This window comes from Ectopseudomonas composti, assembly GCF_900115475.1.
In the GTDB taxonomy this organism is placed as follows: domain Bacteria; phylum Pseudomonadota; class Gammaproteobacteria; order Pseudomonadales; family Pseudomonadaceae; genus Aquipseudomonas; species Aquipseudomonas composti.
On record NZ_FOWP01000011.1, the window covers coordinates 139,921 to 156,577 of the forward strand.

Sequence of the window (16,657 nt, forward strand, 5' to 3'; positions counted from 1 at the left end):
CTCTTGGGTAACATCTGCGCCCTCTTTGATCGACGAGGTAAAACATGCGTCGCCCCTTGGTTGCAGGTAACTGGAAAATGCACGGTACCCGCGCCAGCGTCGCAGAGCTGATCGAAGGGTTGTGTCAGCAGGCTTTGCCGGCTGATGTCGATGTTGCGGTGTTTCCCTCCAGTCTGCATATCGCTCAGGTCGTCGAAGGTTTGAGTGGTAAAGCGGTGGAAGTTGGAGCGCAGGATTGTGCGGCGCAAGTAGAGCAGGGTGCCTTGACCGGTGAGCTGGCAGTCAGTCAGTTGGTCGATGGTGGTTGTGAGCTGGTGCTGGTGGGTCACTCCGAGCGTCGCCTGATTCTAGGTGAAAGTGACGAAGTGATTGTGCGCAAGTTTGCGGCAGTGCAGGCAGCGGGGCTCACTCCCGTGCTCTGTGTTGGTGAGACCCGTGAGCAGCGTGAAGCGAATGCAACGCTGGGTGTGGTGGGTGGCCAGTTGGCCGCAGTGATTGACGCTTTGGGTGTCGAAGCGCTGGAAAACGCCGTAGTTGCCTATGAGCCTGTATGGGCTATTGGCACCGGGTTGACCGCTACGCCTGAGCAGGCCCAGGAAGTGCACGCAGTTATCCGCGCGCAGGTTGCGCAGCTGGATGCAGATGTGGCGAATGGGTTGAGAATTCTTTATGGCGGCAGTGTAAAGGCCGCCAGTGCAGCCGAGTTGTTCGGTATGCGGGATATCGATGGGGGGCTCGTGGGTGGTGCCTCTCTGAATGCGGATGAATTCGGTGCGATCTGTCGCGCTGCAGGAAACTGAAGAATGCTGGAAACAGTCATTGTTGTTCTGCACCTGCTGGGTGCGATCGGGATTGTAGCGCTGGTGCTGCTGCAGCAAGGTAAGGGTGCTGACGCGGGTGCGTCGTTCGGTTCGGGGGCTTCGGCAACCGTATTCGGAAGCCAAGGTTCCTCTACCTTTCTGAGTAAGTTTACTGGTATACTCGCCGCGGCTTTTTTCATTACTAGCTTGGGTTTAGCATACTTTGCTAAAGAAAAAGCTCATGCACTGACTCAGGTTGGGCTGCCAGCTCCAGCGGTTCTGGAAGTTCAACAAAAACCGGCTGTCGAAGACGTGCCGGTGCTCGAAGAGCAAACTCCAGCGTCCGATGCTTCGGACGTGCCGGAGGCTCCAGGGCAGTAACAGTTTTGCCGAGGTGGTGGAATTGGTAGACACGCTACCTTGAGGTGGTAGTGGCCATAGGCTGTAGGGGTTCGAGTCCCCTCCTCGGTACCATACTCAAGAAAGCCCGCTGTTCGCGGGCTTTCTTGTTGCTGGAGTGTTTGGTTGACCCTCGCCAGGGGGTGGCCGTATAATTCCGGCCCAGCTTTGACGCGGGGTGGAGCAGTCTGGTAGCTCGTCGGGCTCATAACCCGAAGGTCGTAGGTTCAAATCCTGCCCCCGCAACCAGTTTCAGCAGGCCCCTTTTCAGGGGCTTTTTGTTAGCTGAAAGACAACGTCCGTTGGTGGTTACGGCGGATTGAAGGGATGGGCGTTTCGCCCATTTTTTATTTGCACAGCATGCACGAGGGCCGTTAAGTGTCGAGCAAGCTAGAACAGTTGCAGGCCTTGTTGGCCCCAGTAATCGAGGCGCTCGGTTACCAATGTTGGGGCATCGAGTTCCTGTCGCAGGGGCGTCATTCGCTGCTGCGTGTCTATATCGATAAAGCCGACGGCATCCTGATCGAAGATTGTGAAATCGTCAGCCGTCAGCTCAGTGGTGTACTCGATGTCGAGGATCCGATTACCTCGGAGTACACGCTGGAAGTTTCTTCTCCTGGCATGGATCGTCCGTTGTTCACCATTGAACAATTTGCGACGCATGCCGGTGAACAGGTGAAGATCAAGCTGCGCTCACCTTTCGACGGGCGTCGTAACTTCCAGGGCCTCCTTCGCGGAGTGGAGGAGCAGGACGTGGTAGTTCAGGTGGATGACCACGAGTATCTGTTGCCGATCGACCTGATCGACAAGGCCAATATCATCCCCCGATTTGATTGAGATGCGGATTCTGTGGCGTTGCTGGACTGCCGAATGTCGGCGCAGCGCGAGCGACACAGATGGCGCGAAGGTAGCGCGACAGCCCACGAAGATAGCGCCAATGGCGTGAACGTGAGGCGGATTGCGCAGAACCAATGGATTGCGAAAGGCGAGGCGTACGATGAGCAAAGAAGTACTGCTGGTTGTTGAGTCGGTATCCAACGAAAAGGGTGTACCGGCCAGCGTGATTTTCGAGGCGCTGGAGCTGGCTCTGGCGACCGCCACCAAGAAACGTTTCGAGGACGAAGTCGACCTGCGCGTGTCGATCAACCGTCAGAACGGTAGCTACGAAACTTTCCGGCGCTGGACCGTGGTCGACGAGTCCGAGTTCGAGGATCCGGCATATCAGGTGACCGAAGATATGCCGCAGGCCGTTGAGGCCAACGCCAAGATCGGTGCAGTGCTCGAAGAAAAGGTCGACTCCATCGAGTTCGGCCGTATTGCCGCGCAAACCGCCAAGCAGGTCATCGTGCAGAAAGTGCGCGAAGCCGAGCGTGCTCAGGTCGTCGACGCCTACCGCGAACGCCTGGGTGAAATCATCTCCGGCACCGTGAAGAAGGTCACCCGCGACAACGTCATCGTTGACCTGGGCAACAACGCCGAGGCCCTGCTGGCTCGTGAGGACATCATTCCGCGCGAGACCTTCCGCGTTGGCGTGCGTCTGCGTGCCTTGCTCAAGGAAATTCGTACTGAGAACCGCGGCCCGCAACTGATCCTGTCGCGTACCGCTCCGGAAATGCTGATCGAGCTGTTCCGCATCGAAGTACCGGAAATCGCCGAAGGGCTGATCGACGTCAAGGCCGCCTCCCGTGATCCGGGTTCGCGCGCCAAGATCGCCGTGCGCTCCAAGGACAAGCGTATCGACCCGCAGGGTGCCTGCATCGGTATGCGTGGTTCGCGCGTCCAGGCCGTTTCCGGCGAACTGGGCGGTGAGCGCGTCGATATCGTGCTGTGGGACGACAACCCCGCGCAGTTCGTCATCAATGCCATGTCGCCGGCTGAAGTGGCGGCGATCATCGTCGATGAAGATGCTCATGCCATGGACATCGCCGTTGGCGAAGACAACCTGGCACAGGCCATTGGTCGTGGTGGTCAGAACGTGCGTCTTGCCAGTCAGTTGACCGGCTGGACCCTGAACGTGATGACTGAAGCGGACATTCAGGCCAAGCAACAGGCAGAAACCGGCGACATCATGCAGTCCTTCATCGACGAGCTGGAAGTCGACGAAGAACTGGCTCAAGTCCTGGTCGAGGAGGGTTTCACCAGTCTCGAAGAGATTGCCTACGTACCCATGGAAGAAATGCTCAGTATCGATGGCTTCGACGAGGAGATCGTCAATGAGCTGCGTGCACGGGCCAAGGATCGTCTGCTGACCAAGGCGATCGCCAACGAGGAGAAGTTGGCCGATGCCCATCCGGCAGATGATTTGCTGGAACTGGAAGGCATGGACAAGGCGCTGGCTCTAGAGCTTGCGCTGCGCGGCGTGATTACCCGTGAAGACCTGGCCGAGCAGTCGATTGACGACCTGCTCGACATCGACGGCATCGACGAAGAGCGTGCCGGCAAGCTGATCATGGCCGCCCGAGCCCATTGGTTCGAATAAGCGGTTGCGGCCTGAGGAGAAAGATGCATGACGCAAGTCACGGTGAAAGAACTGGCCACAGTGGTCGACACCCCGGTTGAACGCCTGCTGCAGCAGATGCGTGAAGCTGGCCTGTCCCACGACAGTGCCGAACAAGTAGTGACCGATAGTGAGAAACAGGCCCTGCTGGCCCATCTCAAGAGCAGTCACGGCGACAAGGTCGAAGAGCCGCGCAAGATCACCTTGCAACGCAAGACCACCAGCACGCTGCGCGTTGCTGGTAGCAAGACCATCAGTGTTGAAGTGCGCAAGAAGAAGACCTTCGTCAAGCGCAGCCCGGAAGAGCTCGAAGCCGAGAAGCAGCGTGAGCTGGAAGCTCAGCAGGCCGCTGCCGAGGCCGAGCGCCTGAAGGCCGAGGAAGACGCCAAGCGCAAGGCTGAAGAAGAAGCCAAGCGCCAGGTTGCCACTGCCCCTAGCGATACTGCCGCACCTGCTGCCGCGCCGACGCCTGTCAGCGAGCCGGTGGTTGCCGCTCCGGTCATCGAGGCCGAGCGCAAGAAAGAAGAAGTGCGTCGCCCCGAGAAGGCACGCTCTGATGAAGACGAGCGTCGCGATCGCAAGCACACCCAGCATCGCCCTGCTACCAAAGAGAAGGCGCCGGCTCCGCGCGTCGCTCCGCGTAGCGTCGATGAAGAAAGCGACGGTTTCCGTCGTGGTGGCCGCGGCAAGTCGAAGATGAAGAAGCGCAACCAGCATGGCTTCCAGGCTCCGGCCGGCCCGGTGGTGCGTGATGTGGCCATTGGCGAAACCATCACGGTGGGCGATCTGGCTCAGCAGATGTCGGTCAAGGCCGCCGAAGTCATCAAGTTCATGTTCAAGATGGGCACCCCGGCCACCATCAACCAGGTGCTGGACCAGGAAACTGCTCAGCTGATCGCCGAAGAACTGGGCCACAAGGTCAAGCTGGTCAGCGACACCGCTCTGGAAGATTCCCTGGCCGAGTCGCTGAAGTTCGAAGGTGAAGCCTTCTCCCGTGCTCCGGTTGTGACCGTAATGGGCCACGTCGACCACGGTAAGACCTCGCTGCTCGACTACATTCGTCGCGCCAAGGTGGCCTCCGGTGAAGCGGGTGGCATCACCCAGCACATCGGTGCCTACCATGTGGAAACCGACCGCGGCATGGTCACCTTCCTCGACACCCCCGGTCACGCTGCGTTTACCCAGATGCGTGCTCGTGGTGCCAAGGCGACCGACATCGTCATCCTGGTCGTTGCAGCTGACGACGGCGTGATGCCGCAGACCCAGGAAGCCGTACAGCACGCGAAAGCGGCTGGCGTGCCGATCGTGGTTGCGGTGAACAAGATCGACAAGCCCGACGCCAACCCGGACAACATCAAGAACGGCCTGGCCGCGCTCGACGTGATCCCGGAAGAGTGGGGCGGCGATGCACCTTACGTGCACGTTTCGGCCAAGATGGGTACCGGTATCGACGAACTGCTCGAAGCCGTACTGCTGCAGGCTGAAGTTCTCGAGTTGAAAGCCACTCCGTCGGCCCCGGGCCGTGGTGTGGTGGTCGAATCGCGTCTGGACAAGGGCCGTGGCCCGGTTGCCACCGTGCTGGTTCAGGACGGTACCCTGCGTCAGGGCGACATGGTCCTGGTCGGCGTCAACTATGGCCGTGTGCGTGCCATGCTTGACGAGAACGGCAAGCCGATCAAGGAAGCCGGCCCGTCGATTCCGGTCGAGATCCTCGGTCTCGATGGTACGCCGGATGCCGGTGACGACATGACTGTGGTCGCCGATGAGAAGAAGGCCCGCGAAGTTGCCCTGTTCCGTCAAGGCAAGTTCCGCGAGGTCAAGCTGGCCCGTGCTCACGCCGGCAAGCTGGAAAACATCTTCGAGAACATGGGCCAGGAAGAGAAGAAAACCCTCAACATCGTGCTCAAGTCCGATGTGCGTGGTTCTCTGGAAGCCCTGCAAGGCTCGCTCAGCACCCTGGGCAACGACGAAGTGCAAGTGCGTGTGGTCGGTGGCGGCGTCGGTGGTATCACCGAGTCCGATGCCAACCTGGCGCTGGCTTCCAATGCCGTGCTGTTCGGCTTCAACGTTCGTGCTGACGCCGGTGCGCGCAAGATCGTCGAGGCCGAAGGCCTGGACATGCGCTACTACAACGTCATCTACGACATCATCGAAGACGTCAAGAAGGCGCTCACCGGTATGCTCGGCAGCGATGTTCGCGAGAACATCCTGGGTACCGCCGAAGTGCGTGACGTGTTCCGTTCGCCGAAGTTTGGCGCGGTTGCCGGTTGCATGGTCATCGAAGGCACTGTCTTCCGTAACCGTCCGATCCGCGTACTGCGTGAAGACGTGGTGATCTTCGAAGGTGAGCTGGAATCGCTGCGTCGCTTCAAGGACGACGTCGCCGAAGTGCGTAATGGCATGGAGTGCGGTATCGGCGTGAAGAGCTACAACGACGTCAAGGTCGGCGACAAGATCGAAGTGTTCGAGAAAGTCCAGGTGGCTCGCAGCCTGTAATCGCGAGTCGCAACACGCAACGCCCGGCCCCGCATTCGCGCGGCCGGGCGTTTGCCGCTTTTGGGTCCGCTGGCGAGTAGACGGTGGACGACGTAAAGGTAAGTAGAAAATGGCCAAAGATTACAGCCGTACCCAGCGTATCGGCGACCAGATGCAACGCGAACTGGCCCAGCTCATTCGGCGTGAGGTCAAGGATCCGCGTCTGGGGTTGGTGACCATCACCGCAGTCGACGTCAGTCGTGATATCGGTCACGCCAAGGTCTTCATCACCGTCATGGGGCAGGATGATGCCGAGGCGATCAAAGAGAGCCTCAAGGTGCTCAACGACGCGGCCGGCTTCCTGCGTATGCAGCTGGGCAAGGCAATGAAGCTGCGCAGCGTGCCACAGTTGCACTTCCACTACGATGCGAGTGTTCAGCGTGGTGCGCATCTGTCGGCGCTGATCGAGCGTGCCGTGGCGGAAGATCGTCTGCACGACGACGACACCGCAGGTTCCAAGGAGTAAGGCGTGGCGCAGGTCAAACGTATTCGCCGCAAGGTCGACGGCATCATCCTGCTCGACAAGCCGCACGGTTTCACGTCCAACGCTGCGTTGCAGAAGGTGCGTTGGCTGCTCAATGCCGAGAAGGCCGGTCACACCGGCAGCCTCGACCCGCTGGCTACCGGTGTGCTGCCGCTGTGCTTCGGTGAGGCGACCAAGTTCTCCCAGTATCTGCTCGACGCTGACAAGGGCTACGAAACCGTCGCTCAGTTGGGCGTCACCACCACCACTGGCGATGCCGAAGGCGATGTGATCGAACGTCGCCCGGTGACCGTCGGTCGTGCCGAAATCGAAGCGCTGTTGCCGCGCTTTCGCGGTGAAATCAAGCAGATACCGCCGATGTACTCGGCGTTGAAGAAGGATGGTCAGCCGCTGTACAAGCTGGCTCGTGCGGGTGAGGTAGTGGAGCGCGAAGCGCGTTCTGTTACTATTGCGCGCCTGGAGCTGCTGGCCTGTGAAGGCGAGCAGGCTCGCCTGGCGGTTGATTGCAGTAAAGGCACTTATATTCGTACGCTGGTTGAGGATCTTGGCCAGTTGCTCGGCTGCGGTGCGCATGTCGCCGAGCTGCGTCGTACCAAGGCCGGCCCGTTCGATCTGACGCGTACGGTGACGCTGGAAGAACTCGAGGCCGCACACGCCGAAGGTGGTAACGAGGCGCTGGATCGCTTCCTGCTACCGGCCGATAGCGGTCTGTTGGACTGGCCGTTGCTGCAGTTCTCCGAGCACAGCGCGTTCTACTGGTTGCAAGGGCAGCCGGTGCGAGCGCCGGAGGCACCGAAGTTCGGCATGGTGCGGGTGCAGGATCACAATGGTCGCTTCATCGGCATCGGTGAGGTGAGTGACGATGGGCGTATCGCCCCGCGTCGATTGATTTATACCGGTGCGTAGCACCGTACGGTTCGGCCGAGATGGCTGAAAACCTGATGCTGACGAGGTCTTCATCAGGTACTGCGAGGGTGGCTGTTAGTAGGCACGGTCATACCTCTTTTTAAAAACACGGGAAGCGATTCCCGGCCTATTGAGACTGCTTCGGCAGTTTCCTGATGAGAGGAAGCCAACATGGCACTCAGCGTTGAAGAAAAAGCCCAGATCGTTAACGACTACAAGCAAGCTGAAGGCGATACCGGTAGCCCGGAAGTGCAGGTTGCCCTGCTGACCGCCAACATCAACAAGCTGCAAGGTCACTTCAAGGCCAACGGTAAAGATCACCACAGCCGTCGTGGTCTGATCCGTATGGTTAACCAGCGTCGTAAGCTGCTGGACTACCTGAAGGGTAAAGACACCAGTCGTTACAGCGCCCTGATCGGTCGCCTGGGCCTGCGTCGTTAATAGACGCGAGCTGCACAAGTTGGAAGCTGGGAGTTCGGCGTCGCGAGTGGGGAGTGATCCTCACCTCGTGGCGCTGGGCTTCCAGCTTTTGGCTTTTCGAGGGAAGCACCGGGTCCGACTCCCGCGCCTCTTTCCAATTTCCCCCAAGGCAACAAAGAGAAGGAAAACACCGTGAACCCGGTAATCAAGAAATTCCAGTTCGGTCAGTCGACCGTTACCCTCGAGACTGGCCGTATCGCCCGTCAAGCCTCCGGCGCAGTGCTGGTCACCGTTGACGACGACGTCAGCGTGCTGGTTGCCGTAACTGGCGCCAAGACCGCCGACCCAAGCAAGGGCTTCTTCCCGCTGTCCGTGCACTACCAGGAAAAAACCTACGCTGCCGGCAAGATCCCTGGCGGCTTCTTCAAGCGTGAAGCGCGTCCTTCCGAGAAAGAGACCCTGACCTCGCGTCTGATCGACCGTCCGATCCGTCCGCTGTTCCCGGAAGGCTTCCAGAACGAAGTGCAGGTCATCTGCACCGTGGTTTCCACCAGCAAGAAGACCGATCCGGACATCGCTGCGATGATCGGTACCTCGGCTGCCCTGGCCATCTCCGGCATCCCGTTCAACGGCCCGATCGGCGCCGCGCGCGTCGCCTTCCACCCGGAAGCCGGCTACCTGCTGAACCCGACCTACGAGCAGCTCAAGGCTTCCAGCCTGGACATGGTCGTTGCCGGTACCAAAGACGCTGTACTGATGGTTGAATCGGAAGCCAAAGAGCTGACCGAAGACCAGATGCTGGGCGCCGTTCTGTTCGCCCACGACGAATTCCAGTCCGTTATCCAGGCTGTAACCGAGCTGGCTGCCGAAGCCGCCAAACCGACCTGGGACTGGCAGCCTAAAGCCGAGAACACTGCACTGCTGAGCGCTATCCGCAGCGAGTTCGGTGAAGCGATTTCCCAGGCTTACACCATCACCATCAAGCAGGATCGTTACGCGCGCCTTGGCGAGCTGAAAGATCAGGTGGTTGCCAAGTTCTCTGGCGAAGAAGGCCAGCCTTCCGCTGGTGAAGTCAAAGACGCCTTCGGCGAAATCGAATACCGCACTGTGCGCGAGAACATCGTCAACGGCAAACCGCGTATCGATGGCCGTGACACCCGTACCGTACGTGGCCTGAACATCGAAGTCGGTGTACTGGACAAGACTCACGGTTCGGCGCTGTTCACCCGTGGCGAAACCCAGGCGCTGGTGGTTGCCACCCTCGGTACTGCGCGTGATGCGCAACTGCTCGACACCCTCGAAGGCGAGCGCAAAGACCCCTTCATGCTGCACTACAACTTCCCGCCGTACTCGGTAGGCGAGTGTGGTCGCATGGGCGCTACTGGCCGCCGCGAAATCGGTCACGGCCGTCTGGCTCGCCGTTCGGTACAGGCCATGCTGCCGGCTGCCGACGAATTCCCGTACACCATTCGTGTGGTGTCGGAAATCACCGAGTCCAACGGTTCTTCCTCGATGGCTTCGGTCTGCGGCGCTTCCCTGGCCCTGATGGATGCTGGCGTACCGATGAAGGCACCAGTTGCCGGTATCGCCATGGGTCTGGTCAAAGAAGGCGACAAGTTTGCTGTTCTGACCGACATCCTCGGTGACGAGGATCACCTGGGCGACATGGACTTCAAGGTTGCCGGTACCGCCAAGGGCGTTACTGCACTGCAGATGGACATCAAGATCCAGGGCATCACCGAAGAGATCATGGAGCAGGCGCTGGAGCAGGCGCTGGAAGCTCGCCTGAACATCCTCGGCCAGATGAACCAGGTCATCGCTCAATCGCGCAGCGAGCTGTCGGCCAACGCACCGACCATGATCGCGATGAAGATCGACCAGGACAAAATCCGCGACGTCATCGGTAAAGGCGGCGCCACCATCCGTGGCATCTGCGAAGAGACCAAGGCCTCAATCGACATCGAAGACGATGGCTCGATCAAGATCTTCGGTGAAACCAAAGAAGCTGCCGAAGCTGCTCGTCAGCGCGTTCTGGGCATTACCGCCGAAGCCGAGATCGGCAAGATCTACGTCGGCAAGGTCGAGCGTATCGTCGACTTCGGTGCCTTCGTCAACATCCTGCCGGGCAAGGACGGTCTGGTGCATATCTCCATGCTGAGCGATCAGCGCGTGGAGAAGGTCACCGACGTGCTGCAGGAAGGTCAGGAAGTGAAGGTACTGGTACTGGACGTGGACAACCGCGGTCGTATCAAACTGTCGATCAAAGACGTAGCGGCTGCCGAGGCCTCTGGCGTCTAAGCACGACTTAGCTGCTCGAACGAAAAGGGCTCCTGCGGGAGCCCTTTTTTGTGCCTGCTCGTCAGGTGGTGAATGTGGTGTAGGCATCCATGCCGCGTATCGCGAGCCTTGCAACGGCCTTCAGTTCGTCATTGCTCATTCCACGCGGGTCAGTAGTGACATGCCGTTGTGCAACGCCTGCATGACGCGCGGGTGAGGGCCTGGGCATCGCTCGATGCATGACTGCTCCAATTCTTTGGTGGCACGCAGGGTACGTGCCTCGCCGGCCATCTATGCAGCCAAAGGGCGGCTCGTTGAGGTGCGGTTACGCAGTCCGGCAGCAGGGTGGCAATCGCTTCGCGGGCGCTTTTGGCCAGGGCAGCTTCACGGCCGAGGCTGCGCGGGCGGCCGCGAGTCGTTTTGCTATTCATGGTGGTGCGTGTGGAGAGGTTCTGCGTCTCGGCAATAGGTCGCCGCATTTATAGAGCGTTGCCGCCCGGCAGAGGTGCAGACAGTACCGCCTCTGCCGCATCAGATCGCTTTCGCCGCACATGGGGTGCTGTTGATGAGCGGATGAAGCCGCTCGGGTACCGCAGTCCTTGAAGATCATGCAAATTGCCCGGAGTTTTTTGTTCGACTCGGCGAAATGCAATCAAAAGCTTGTTAGTGTTTGCTGTTAAATCATTGTTTTTAAAGTAATTATTTTATTTTTAAAACCTGGCACAGCGCCTGCAACAGTACTGGTGAACCTGCAACCAGGAGTTGGTTTGCAGATTGTCTGGAATGTACAGGAGTCAAACAATGAAACAGCCAATCAACCGTTTTGCCGCTACTACTCTGACCGCTGCTGTTCTGAGCCTGTCGCTGGCCTCGGCAGCCTTCGCTGCACAGCCGACCATGCTGGCGGCCAATGACACTGTGGATAAAGCCGAGCAGGCGGTATCCGACACCTGGATCACCAGCAAAGTGAAATCCACCTTCGTCGCTGATTCGAGCCTCAGCGCGCTGGATATCAAGGTCGAGACCAACCAAGGCGTGGTTTCCCTGTCCGGTGTGGTCGCTACCGACGCCGAGCGTGACCTGGCTATCGCCAAGACCAAGGAAATCGAGGGTGTGCGTGACGTGTCCGCCGATGCCCTGAAAACCGCCGACTGATAGCCGAGCCGGCCGGGTTACGACCCGGCCCAACCTTCTGTCACTGGGAGAATGACCATGAATAGCGACATCATCAAAGGCAAATGGAAGCAGCTTAACGGTCGCATCAAGGAGCGTTGGGGCAACCTGACCGATGACGACCTGGACGTCGCCGAGGGCCACAGCGAATACCTGGCCGGCAAGCTGCAAGAACGTTATGGCTGGACCAAGGAAAAGGCCCAGCAAGAGCTGCGCGACTTCAGCGACAAGCTTTAAGACGCAGGGATTGCCTGGTAAGGATGCCACTCAAGTACGGACAGTTGCGCAAATGGACTTCATAGCAGCATGGATGGCTCCAGGCAGGACGCCTTATCAGCACGGATAGCGACAGGCATGGATGCGCGAAGGCCCCGCCGGTGTAACCGGCGGGGCCTTGATTTTTGTGCCGGCTGCATGAGCCGCTTGCCGCGCCCAGCCCCTGTACGGCGCTATGTCAGCTGCCGCGTTTGCTGCGGATCTCGGTCAGGCGTCCGCCTTCGAAGCGTAGAAAGTGGTACATGCCGCTTTTCGGGCCGTAGACCCATTCTTCGACACTTACCTCGTTGCGAAAGCCATAGCGATCGACCACTTCCTTGTAGCCGAGAAAGTCGCGGCTGGATGGCTCGCCGCATTTGCTCTGTACTTCCGCGGTTGGCGCTGTGGTGCTGACCATAGCGCTGCCGCAGCGATAGGTAGAGGACGCCTCGGCTATCAGGGGCAGGCAGAGCAGGGGCAGCAGATATCTGAATTTGTGCATGAGAGCTTCCTGCTCAGCGTTCGCGACGACGTTCGATGGCGGTCAGGCGGTTGCCCTCGAAGCGCAGGATGCTGAGCATGCCGTTGCTCGGGCCATACACCCACTCCTCGATCATGTATTCGCGGCGGTCATAAGAGCCCAGGGTGTAACCGACTGGATCGCGGTGCACCGGTGCGCCACATTTGCGTTCGACCTCGAACGGACGATCGCCAAGGCTGACCAAGGCGCTGCCACAACGCAGAGTGTCGGCCAGCGCATTAGAGCTGAGCAGCCCGGCAGCCAAGGTTGTGAAGGTGATGATGGATAAGCTGCGCTTGATCATTGGCTGTCCAGGTGCAGGGTGGTGAGCACGCGGCCGTCGGCTTCGGGGTCACCCAGGTTGGCATCGATCAGATAGACGCGTTCATCGTACAACCCGCCTTGCTCAACCAGATAATCCTTGATCGTTGCAGCGCGTTGCTGAGCCAGTTGGCGCAGCAACAGCTTGCTCTTGGCCCAGGAGTCCAGCACGGCCTTGCGCATGTTCTGCTGGCGTTGCTCGCTGTCCAGCTCGCTCCATTCGGCAGGGGGCTGCTGTTTGAGGCGGGCGCGGTAGATGCCTTCGAGCAAGGCGGCCTGTTCGTCCTCGGCCACCGTCAGCTCGTCGGGGCTGGCCGGCACCTTGTCACCGCGGCGCTGCAGGACCTTGTACCAGGTTTCGCGGAATTCGCGTTGCAGGCGCTGTTCGGCCAGCAGCGGGCCGTCGGCGCTCTGCGCAGCCTGGCCTTCGACCTCCAGACGCAGATTGGGGCGTTCCTCGAGCGCTTTTGCCAGAGTGTCCAGGGCCTGGCGTGCGTCGCCTTCCAACTCTGCAGAGCCGGCGCTGAATGGCACGGTACTGAGATCGACATTGCTGCCGCCGACAAGGCCGGCGATGAACTTGAACGGTGCCTGTGCCGCGCGCAACACCAGATTGCGCAGGGTCTGCCAGACGATGGGCATGACGCTGAACTGTGGATTGTTCAGGTCGCCCTGTACCGGCAGCTCGATGGAGATGCGCCCCTGAGTGTCCTTGAGCAGGGCCACAGCCAGGCGAATCGGCAGGTCCACGGCATCCGGACTGTCGACCCGTTCACCCAGTTGCAGATTCTCCACCAGCACCTTGTTCTCGGCATTGAGCTGGCCCTTCTCGATGCGGTAGTGCAGGTCGAGGTTGAGGCGGCCCTTGCGGATGCGGTAGCCGGCGAATTTGCCGGAGTAGGGGGTAATGGTGGTCAGCTCGACGTTCTTGAAGCTGGTGGCGATGTCCAGGCTGTTGAGCGGATCGAACGGCGTCAGCTTGCCCTTGATGCTCATCGGTGCGTAGCGGTCGACCTTGCCCTGGATATCGACGCTGGCTGCCTGTGGTTTTTGATTGTCGAGTACGCCGATGCGGCCGTTCATCTGCTGAACCGCGGTGGCGAAGCTGGGGGTCAGGCTGAAGTCGGCGAAGTTGGCCGAACCGTCATTGATCGCTACGCCGCCAATGCGGATCGCCAGCGGCTTGCCTGTATCCGCCTTGCTCTCGCTCGGCGCATCTGGCTGCGGCACGATCAGCTCGCTGACGTTGGTTGTGAGGTTCTCGTTGATCACGAAGCGCGCGTAAGGCTGATCCAGCTCGACACGCTCGATGACCAGGCTTTCACCATGGCGATAGTCGAGGCCGCCCACCCGTACCTGTTTCCAGCGCACGAAGTCGCGTTCACGCAGAGTATCCAGTGTGTGCAGTTGATCGACCTTGGCGCTGCCGGTGATGCTGAGTGCCAGCGGTTCGGTGCTCTTGAGTTGCACGTCGAGGTCACTGCCAAGCAGGCCGCTGCGCAGCTCCAGGTGAATGAAGGGGCTCAGATAGGCCTGTGCCAGGCGCAGGTCGATGTCTTGCGTGCTGACCTTGAGTTGGGCGCTGGTCGGGCTCAGTTGCACGTTGCCGGCCGCCTGCAGCTTGCCCTGCTTGCCCAGGCCGCTGTCGAGCCTGAGGTCGAAGGGCTTGTCGCCGAGGCTGTCGAAATTCTTCAGGTCGAGGTTCAGCGGGCCGACCTCCACGGCCACTTCCTGCTGCGGTACGCGGTCGGCCAGGTGAGCCTTGTAGTCGCGTAGTTGCACATCCTGCAGCAGCACCTGCCAGGGCTTGCTCTCGTTGGCCTGCTGCGCGGGCTCGGTAGCCTCGCTTTTGGCACCCGCGGGCTTGGCGAACAGTTTCTGCCAGTCCAGCTGGCCGTCGGCTTCGCGTGCCGCCCAGGCCTCCAGGCCCTGGCTGCGCACCTGACCGACCACTACCAGTTGCTTGGCCAGGTCAAGGCTGGTGTTGTCGATCTCCAGGCGTTGCAGGCGTACCAACGGCTTGCCTTGTGGGTCGTCGATGGCGAATGGAGCCAGCTGTACCTTGATCTTGCTCAACTGCAGTTCGGTACCGCTGGACAGGTCGAGGCGATAGTCGCTGCTGAGGTCGACCTGACCTTCTTTCAGTACCAGTGGCAAGGCATCCCGTACGTAAGGCCAGAAGGTGCTCAGGCGGCCATCGCTGACGCTCAGGCTACCGCTGGAGCTGATCGGTGTCAGGCTGACCTGACCGCGCCAGTCGACTTGCGCGCCGTGTGGGCCGCTGGCGGTCATGGTCATTTCGGCGTTGTCACCGGCCAGGGTGCTGAGGTTGTTGAGTTCCAGGTCGAGTGCGTCATAGGCGAACTCCACGGCCTCGCTCGGGCGCAGGTCCTGGAAGCGCAGTGACTTCTCACGCAGACGAATGCTGTCGATGCGCAGCGGGAAGGGCTCGCTGCTCTCTTTCTTGGGTTCCGCCTGGCTTTCCGGCAGTAGGAACAACTGGGTGAGATTGAGCGTACCGTCTTTGGCGAACAGTATTTCGGTGCGTGCACCGTCGAGTTCGACGTCGCTCAGGTGCAAGGCACCGTTCCACAAACTGTCGCCCTGCAGGTTGGCGTAGAGGCGCTGGAAGCTCAGTTGCTCCTGGCCGCTCTCGCCGACACGCAGACCCCACAGGCTCAGTTCGAGCGTGAAGGGGTTGAGCTGCACACGCTGCAGCGAGGCCGGCACCGTGGCGTACTGCGCCAACTGCTGGTTGGCGATACGCAGGGCGATACCCGGCAGTATCAGAAAGCCGATCAGGCTGTAGAGGAAAACGGTGATCAACAGTGCGCTCAGCGCGCGCTTCAGTCCTTTGGGCATGGCTTGGCGTCATCTATCCAGACGAGGAGACGACTTGGAGTATGGCACGGCGGTTCAGTTCCGGTCGTTACAGGCGCATTCAGCGTGAACGATTTTCTCGCTTCACAGCTGCAGGACCAGGGTTTTCAGCGGAGGTTTACCGTCTTGCGAAGGGAAGTCCGGTGCGGGGGCGATCACCTGGCAGTCTCGCACCGGGCGGCCGAGCTTCTCGGCACAGCGCAGCACTTGAGCACGCCAGTCGCTCATCTCCACTTTCGCCAGGTTGTTGCAGCACACCAGCGTGCCGCCTTCGGCAGTGGCCAGCAGGGCCGGCTTGAGCAGGCTCTGGTAGTCACGCAGCAGGTCGACCGTACCAAAAGCGCTCTTGGCCCAGGCCGGCGGGTCGAGGAAAACCAGGTCGAACTGTCGCGGTTGCAGGCGCGGGTAACTCGGCAGTTTCTGCCCTCGACGGCTGCTGATGGGAAGATCGGCCAACTGACGAATCGCCGGGAAATAGTCCGACTGGATGAATTGCATAGGCAGCAACTCGGGGTTCAGCGTGCCGTTCTCCTGGCCCACGGCGAGATTGCCTTGAGCGAAGTCGAGGTTGACCACCTCGCGCGCACCGCCCGCTGCCGCGCACAGACCGACGCCGCAGGTGTAGGCGAACAGGTTGAGTACGGATTTGCCGGCGCTGTTGCTCTTGACCCAGCCGCGGGCGTTGCGCAGGTCGAGAAACAGCAGCGGGTCCTGCCCGGCATGACGACCACGTACGCGATAGTTCAGGCCCCACTCGTGGCCGATCAGGTCCTCCAGGGCGGCTTCGCTGGGCTGGAACAGAGTCGGATCGCGATCAATGCGCGAGTTGCCCTTGGAGCGGTCGTTGTAGACCAGTAACAGTAGTTGCCCCAGAGCGGTTTCGACGCTACCGGCGATGGCGTGCAGATCGCTGGCTTCAAGTGGCTGATGAAAGCTCTGCACCAGCAACTGCGGACCGTAGCGGTCTACGGTCAGGCCCGGTGCGCCTTCCAGGCTGCCGTGGAACAGGCGGTAGCAGTCGGTGCCTTGGGCGTGCAGCTCTGTGAGCAGGGTTTTGCGAGCGGCGAGGGCGGCGCGCAGCGCCTGGTCAAGAGAAGGCATGCGCGGCGTCTCGGAGAAAGGAAGGCCGGAAGTTTATCAAGAAACGCAGCGGGGGATGGAGCCAGGCGGGTGCGACCTGGGGCGGTTGT

Annotated in this window: 15 protein-coding genes and 2 tRNA genes; 13 read left to right on the plus strand and 4 right to left on the minus strand. The window is 60.3% G+C overall.

All coding sequences use genetic code 11. The features are described from left to right. Positions 1-44: 44 nt before the first annotated feature. The 13 genes from tpiA to BM059_RS19000 all read left to right on the plus strand — a co-directional run bounded on the left by tpiA (position 45) and on the right by BM059_RS19000 (position 11,728). Complete coding sequence (tpiA, locus tag BM059_RS18940) at positions 45-800, plus strand: triose-phosphate isomerase (RefSeq protein WP_074940925.1); 756 nt, start codon at positions 45-47, stop codon at positions 798-800. Positions 801-803: 3 nt separating this feature from the next. Then, positions 804-1,181: a preprotein translocase subunit SecG gene (gene secG / locus BM059_RS18945; RefSeq protein ID WP_074940926.1), complete on the plus strand. Its 378-nt coding sequence runs from the start codon at positions 804-806 to the stop codon at positions 1,179-1,181. 7 nt (positions 1,182-1,188) lie between these two features. Further along, positions 1,189-1,274: transfer RNA gene (locus tag BM059_RS18950), tRNA-Leu, on the plus strand. A gap of 97 nt (positions 1,275-1,371) precedes the next feature. After that, positions 1,372-1,448: transfer RNA gene (locus tag BM059_RS18955), tRNA-Met, on the plus strand. A 129-nt stretch (positions 1,449-1,577) separates the two neighbouring features. Next, positions 1,578-2,036 (plus strand): ribosome maturation factor RimP, encoded by a 459-nt coding sequence (gene rimP / locus BM059_RS18960; protein ID WP_037001546.1) that lies wholly within the window; start codon positions 1,578-1,580, stop codon positions 2,034-2,036. 160 nt (positions 2,037-2,196) lie between these two features. Then, positions 2,197-3,678, plus strand: a complete 1,482-nt coding sequence (gene nusA / locus BM059_RS18965; RefSeq protein WP_037001544.1) for a transcription termination factor NusA — start codon at positions 2,197-2,199, stop codon at positions 3,676-3,678. Positions 3,679-3,705: 27 nt separating this feature from the next. Then, positions 3,706-6,192, plus strand: coding sequence for a translation initiation factor IF-2 (infB, locus tag BM059_RS18970; RefSeq protein WP_037001543.1), 2,487 nt, complete (start codon positions 3,706-3,708; stop codon positions 6,190-6,192). A gap of 109 nt (positions 6,193-6,301) precedes the next feature. Beyond that, a complete protein-coding gene (gene rbfA / locus BM059_RS18975; RefSeq protein ID WP_037001542.1) occupies positions 6,302-6,697 on the plus strand; it encodes a 30S ribosome-binding factor RbfA in 396 nt (131 codons plus the stop codon). 3 nt (positions 6,698-6,700) lie between these two features. Further along, on the plus strand, positions 6,701-7,621 hold the full coding sequence (gene truB / locus BM059_RS18980) for a tRNA pseudouridine(55) synthase TruB (RefSeq protein WP_074940927.1): 921 nt from the start codon (positions 6,701-6,703) through the stop codon (positions 7,619-7,621). 171 nt (positions 7,622-7,792) lie between these two features. Then, positions 7,793-8,062 carry a 30S ribosomal protein S15 gene (rpsO, locus tag BM059_RS18985; RefSeq protein WP_004424394.1) on the plus strand — a complete coding sequence of 90 codons (270 nt, stop codon included), beginning with the start codon at positions 7,793-7,795 and terminating at the stop codon, positions 8,060-8,062. Between the two features lie 171 nt (positions 8,063-8,233). Continuing rightward, positions 8,234-10,339, plus strand: coding sequence for a polyribonucleotide nucleotidyltransferase (gene pnp / locus BM059_RS18990; RefSeq protein ID WP_037001540.1), 2,106 nt, complete (start codon positions 8,234-8,236; stop codon positions 10,337-10,339). A gap of 780 nt (positions 10,340-11,119) precedes the next feature. Beyond that, positions 11,120-11,473, plus strand: a complete 354-nt coding sequence (locus tag BM059_RS18995; protein WP_037001538.1) for a BON domain-containing protein — start codon at positions 11,120-11,122, stop codon at positions 11,471-11,473. Between the two features lie 57 nt (positions 11,474-11,530). Next, positions 11,531-11,728, plus strand: a complete 198-nt coding sequence (locus tag BM059_RS19000; RefSeq protein ID WP_013716987.1) for a CsbD family protein — start codon at positions 11,531-11,533, stop codon at positions 11,726-11,728. A 217-nt stretch (positions 11,729-11,945) separates the two neighbouring features. Here the strand turns inward: BM059_RS19000 and BM059_RS19005 are convergent, their stop codons facing one another. The 4 genes from BM059_RS19005 to BM059_RS19020 form a co-directional block, all read right to left on the minus strand. After that, entirely contained in the window at positions 11,946-12,248 is a 303-nt protein-coding gene (locus tag BM059_RS19005) for a DUF2845 domain-containing protein (protein WP_074940928.1), read from the minus strand. A 13-nt stretch (positions 12,249-12,261) separates the two neighbouring features. Further along, on the minus strand, positions 12,262-12,570 hold the full coding sequence (locus BM059_RS19010; RefSeq protein ID WP_037001536.1) for a DUF2845 domain-containing protein: 309 nt from the start codon (positions 12,568-12,570) through the stop codon (positions 12,262-12,264). Continuing rightward, positions 12,567-15,449 carry a DUF748 domain-containing protein gene (locus tag BM059_RS19015; RefSeq protein ID WP_074940929.1) on the minus strand — a complete coding sequence of 961 codons (2,883 nt, stop codon included), beginning with the start codon at positions 15,447-15,449 and terminating at the stop codon, positions 12,567-12,569. Before BM059_RS19015 ends, BM059_RS19010 begins: the two co-directional genes overlap by 4 nt. A gap of 102 nt (positions 15,450-15,551) precedes the next feature. Beyond that, the gene (locus tag BM059_RS19020; protein WP_074940930.1) at positions 15,552-16,568 is read right to left on the minus strand and encodes a class I SAM-dependent rRNA methyltransferase; all 1,017 of its coding nucleotides are present in this window, start codon (positions 16,566-16,568) and stop codon (positions 15,552-15,554) included. Positions 16,569-16,657: the final 89 nt, after the last annotated feature.

Coding starts and splice junctions, on each gene's coding strand:
- tpiA (WP_074940925.1), top strand. CDS start 45: ATGCGTCGCCCCTTGGTTGCAGGTAACTGGAAAATGCACGGTACCCGC.
- secG (WP_074940926.1), top strand. CDS start 804: ATGCTGGAAACAGTCATTGTTGTTCTGCACCTGCTGGGTGCGATCGGG.
- nusA (WP_037001544.1), top strand. CDS start 2,197: ATGAGCAAAGAAGTACTGCTGGTTGTTGAGTCGGTATCCAACGAAAAG.
- infB (WP_037001543.1), top strand. CDS start 3,706: ATGACGCAAGTCACGGTGAAAGAACTGGCCACAGTGGTCGACACCCCG.
- rbfA (WP_037001542.1), top strand. CDS start 6,302: ATGGCCAAAGATTACAGCCGTACCCAGCGTATCGGCGACCAGATGCAA.
- rpsO (WP_004424394.1), top strand. CDS start 7,793: ATGGCACTCAGCGTTGAAGAAAAAGCCCAGATCGTTAACGACTACAAG.
- BM059_RS18995 (WP_037001538.1), top strand. CDS start 11,120: ATGAAACAGCCAATCAACCGTTTTGCCGCTACTACTCTGACCGCTGCT.
- BM059_RS19000 (WP_013716987.1), top strand. CDS start 11,531: ATGAATAGCGACATCATCAAAGGCAAATGGAAGCAGCTTAACGGTCGC.
- BM059_RS19005 (WP_074940928.1), bottom strand. CDS start 12,248: ATGCACAAATTCAGATATCTGCTGCCCCTGCTCTGCCTGCCCCTGATA.
- BM059_RS19010 (WP_037001536.1), bottom strand. CDS start 12,570: ATGATCAAGCGCAGCTTATCCATCATCACCTTCACAACCTTGGCTGCC.
- BM059_RS19015 (WP_074940929.1), bottom strand. CDS start 15,449: ATGCCCAAAGGACTGAAGCGCGCGCTGAGCGCACTGTTGATCACCGTT.
- BM059_RS19020 (WP_074940930.1), bottom strand. CDS start 16,568: ATGCCTTCTCTTGACCAGGCGCTGCGCGCCGCCCTCGCCGCTCGCAAA.